At 70.4% G+C, this 3,542-nt stretch carries 1 protein-coding gene; it reads right to left on the bottom strand.

The window, feature by feature from the left end; genetic code table 11:
- Positions 1-533: 533 nt before the first annotated feature.
- Positions 534-3,311: an FxSxx-COOH system tetratricopeptide repeat protein gene (fxsT, locus tag AC08OX_RS16040; protein ID WP_476608560.1), complete on the bottom strand. Its 2,778-nt coding sequence runs from the start codon at positions 3,309-3,311 to the stop codon at positions 534-536.
- Between the last annotated feature and the right edge of the window lie 231 nt (positions 3,312-3,542).

Here is a 3,542-nt window from a genome sequence, read left to right as displayed (position 1 = left end):
CCGGACACTCCAATTCATAGCCACTTAGCGCAACGGGCCGTCACACCACGCGACCTTCGCGCAGCCCTGGCTGAGAACCGATCCGCTCCGCGGCAGATAGCTCCCGCTGGCCGAGGCGACCCGCGTCGCGCTCAGGCCGCCCAACGCCGTGGACCGGGACGTGCCACCCGGCCGGCCTAGCGATTCGCGGCCGGCGGGCCACAGCCTGATTGCTTCCATCGACTCGTGGTTCAAATTCGAGACGGCTCGTGTTCACCGACCTGTGAATGGAAATCCCCTGACGGCTGGCCGCTGCACCGCACTCCGGCGGGATGTAGGCAAGGTCGGCGCCCTGTCACTCTGATGATTCAGGAGACTTTCACGATCTACGTCCAGCCGTATGCCGTCGACCCCGCCGAGCGTGGTCTTTTCGCGGTTCGATACGGCGTCGGACCGACAACGCGGAATCGAGGATGGCGCGGAGTGAAATCTCGTCTCACATGGTCCCGTTCGGCTGCGCTTGTGGCCGCGACAGCCCTGACCGTCGGGCTTGGCTACGGCCTTCCGGCGGTCGCGGATCCGGGTGGCGCGGCAGCCCAGTCGGGTGCGGCGGCCGTCCAGACGGCGAGCTCGGTGCGGGTGGCCACGGTCTCGCGGTGCTCGGGTCCCAACGCCCGTTCGAACAGCGCCAGTACCGCGGCGAACTGGTCTCGGGCACCCGCGGGATCCCCCGCCTCCCCGGTCCAGTGGGCGAGGTTGCGCTGGTCGAGCAACGTGTCCGGATGGTCGGGGCCGAGGACCCGCCGGTGGATCAGGAGCAGGGCGGCGTACTGGTCACGGGCCATCGCGGGGTCCCCCGCCTGACCCACCCAGTAGGCGAAGTTACCCCGGGCGACCAAGGTTGCGGGATGCTCGGGACCCGAGACCCGCTCACGGATCGGCAGTAACTGTGCGTACTGGTCGCGGGCGGCTGCCGGGTCACCCGCCTTGCCGGTCCACCAGGCGAGGTTGGTGCGGACCCACAGTGTGCCGTGATGCTCCGCGCCGGACACCCGCTCATGGACGGTGAGCAGCGCCGAGCACAGGTCGCGCGCGGCCGCGGGATCCCCGGCCTCCCCGATCCAACGGGCGTACTGGTCACGGGATTCGAGAACATCCGGGTGTTCCGATCCCAGCACCCGTTCCCTGATCGGCAGAAACGCGGCGTAGTGAGCGCACGCGCCCGCCACGTCGCCGGCCTGCCCGGTCCAGAACCCGAGATTCGCCCAGACATACAGGGTTTCCGGATCATCCTCACCCGCGACGCGTCGCCACCTGGGCAGGATGGACAGGCACAGGTCGCGCGCGCCGGGCCAGTCGCCGGCCTGCCCGGTCCAGTCCGCGAGACGGGCCGCGACCAGCAGGGTCTGCCGGTCGTCGGCGCCCAGGGCCCGGTTGCAGACGGGCAGCAACGCCGCGAGCATGTCGCGCGCGCCCCCCGGATCCCCCGCCTCCCCGGTCCAGTTGGCGACGGCGGCACGCGTACGCAGAGCCGCGGGATGCTCGGCGCCCAGCCGTGTCACGGTGTCGTTGTGGACGTCCTCCTGCACGATCTTCGCCGTCCGGTAGTCACCACTGGCGTCGAGATACTCGAGCAGTTTCAGGACGCCGGGACGGTCCGGACGGAACACGGTACGTGCGTGGGGGACCAGCATGGCGTAGACAGGCCACGTCCCGGACCGGTGGGGTTCATCCGGCAGTGCGGCCTCCACCAGGGCCACCACCACGCCGCGCAGGACGTCGCGACGTTCCTCGGGCAGCTGACCGGCGATGACTGCCCCGACGAGGCGGTGCAGCTGAATCGTGTCCCCGCGCCGGCGGGCCAGGGAGTAGGCCAGCGCGTCACCGACCACATCGTCGAGGTCGAGCCGGGGATGGGTACCGGCGCACGCCTGCGCCAACGGGCCGTCGAGAAGATCGGGATGGTCATTGAACAGGGCCAACGGGATCGGTTCGGGAGCCAGCAGCGCGCACAGCGTCAGCAGCTGCACGGTGGCCGGGGCGTCGGCCTGCAGCCGTTCCAGGGCCATGGACCAAGCGGTGGCGATGGTGCCGGCATAGAGGGGATCGCCCCCTTTGCCCAGCAGCGTCGTACGCCGGGTACGGAACTTCGCAAGGTAACTGGCCGGATCCGTCCGGGTCGTGGTGAGGTAGCCGGCGGCCTGCGCCAACGCCAGAGGCAGGTCACCCAACTCGGCAGCCAGCGCGTCGGCTACCGCCGCGTTCAGGCCGGGAAGACGGCGGGTCAGGAAAGCCACCGCCTCAGCCCGTTCAAACACGTCCACGTCGACCGCGGCGGCGAGTGCCTTCCAGCCCGGATTCCGGGACGTGATCAGCACATGGCCCGGTCCGCTTGGCAGCCAGTCCCGCAAGGCGACGGGATCCTCGGCGTTGTCGAACACCACCAGCCACCCCACCCGACGGCCCAGGGCTGCGAGCACGATGGCCGCGATGTCGGATACCGCTCCATCGGTCGACAGACCCAGCGGGCCCGCGAGCGCGGCGAACTTCTCGCCGACCAGGAGGGTCTGTTCCGCGTCGATCCACCAGACCAATGTGTACTCGGCGGCATGCCGATGGGCGTACTCGACGGCCAACTGGGTCTTGCCCACCCCGCCCATGCCGTGCAGGGCGGTCACCGCCACCGGCCCCGACCCCAGCTCGGTGCGGATCTGGTCGAGCTGGGACTGGCGGCCGGTGAAATGCCGGTTGCGACTCGGCACGTTCCACACATCGGGCAGCCGCCCGGGGAACATCGGCTCCATCCCCGTCGCGGCGACCATCGGTTGGGCGGGCCCGCCGGGAAAGACCGGCTCCACCGCCGGCTTACTCCGCTCCCCACGTGCCGCGGCCACCAGCCGCCCGGCCGCGATATCCCGGTCGAGGCCGAACAGGTCCACGCTGACCAGCTGACCCAGCAGCCCCGGCCGATCACATTCCTCCACTCGGAACACCAGCAGCTTGCGCGCCCGCCCGGACGGGTCGGCGGTCCAGGCGGCCTGCCACTCCGCCTCTGCGAACGCCGAGGACAGGTAGGCCGTCGACAGCACCGCGATCGTGCGGGCCGCGACCTGTGCCGCCTGATGCATCTCGGTGACGAAATGACTACCCGCGTTGAAGTCCCAGGTCTGGATCCGCACCCGGTAGCCGGCGTCCTCCAACACCCAGGCGATCCACTCCGCCCATCCCTGATCGGCCCCGGTGTAGGAGACGAAGAAATCCACCCCCGACGATGGCGACCTCGCCGCACCCTGCACCGCGCCGCCGCCTGACGCCGGGACCTTCGTGCCCATAGCCGCACAGCCTGCCACAGTAGCCACGGATCGTCACAACCCAGACGCGTACCGGACAGCCGAACGGGCTGACACCCGAGAGGCCCGCCCACTTCTCGTGCGCCAGTGGTTCGGTGGGCGGTGGGCGGTGGGCGGTGAGGACGACCTGGCGATGGCGGATGGCCTCGACATCGGCTGCCCGGGTGGCGACCCTCCGCGAACCCCGACCCGGGGCCGCCGCCGGCACCACCG

This window comes from Frankia sp. CoBUL1 (assembly GCF_978021245.1).
Note: the sequence above shows the minus strand (reverse complement) of the source record. Positions and strands in the feature narration are given on the sequence as shown.